1 protein-coding gene is annotated in these 361 nt (G+C 47.4%); it reads right to left on the bottom strand.

Going from position 1 to position 361, the window contains the following annotated elements; genetic code table 11:
• A partial coding sequence (locus A3735_RS09680; RefSeq protein WP_156499576.1) for a WS/DGAT domain-containing protein occupies window positions 1–361 on the bottom strand: 361 nt, incomplete at both ends.

Raw genomic sequence — 361 nt, 5'->3', positions numbered from 1 at the left:
ATCATCAGCATCGTGTACTGTGTCAGCGATGCTCTAGGCAAGCTTTGTAAGTGCTCCTTCGCAATCTGGGTCGACTCTTTAATGGTTGCTAAGCGGCGAAGCGGGTCCGCTTCATTGGTTGCTAAGCTAGCGATCATAAAACTAATGGCCGTACCTGTGCCTGTGTCATCCGCAGGGCGAATATTAACCGGAATACCTGCTGTTAAAGGTTGCTCAGGTAATTGTCCTTTTTCTAATAGGAACTGCCTCAACGAGGTGCCACATAAATAAAGCACAATATCGTTTAACGAGGCATCCGCCTCTGCTGCCAGTTTCTTAATTCTGTCTAAAGAATATTGCTGTGTAGCAAAGCGGCGAGCGG

Source organism: Oleiphilus sp. HI0061, assembly GCF_001635675.1.
The sequence above is the reverse complement of the archived record's forward strand: the minus strand, read 5'-3'. Positions and strand labels throughout refer to the sequence as shown.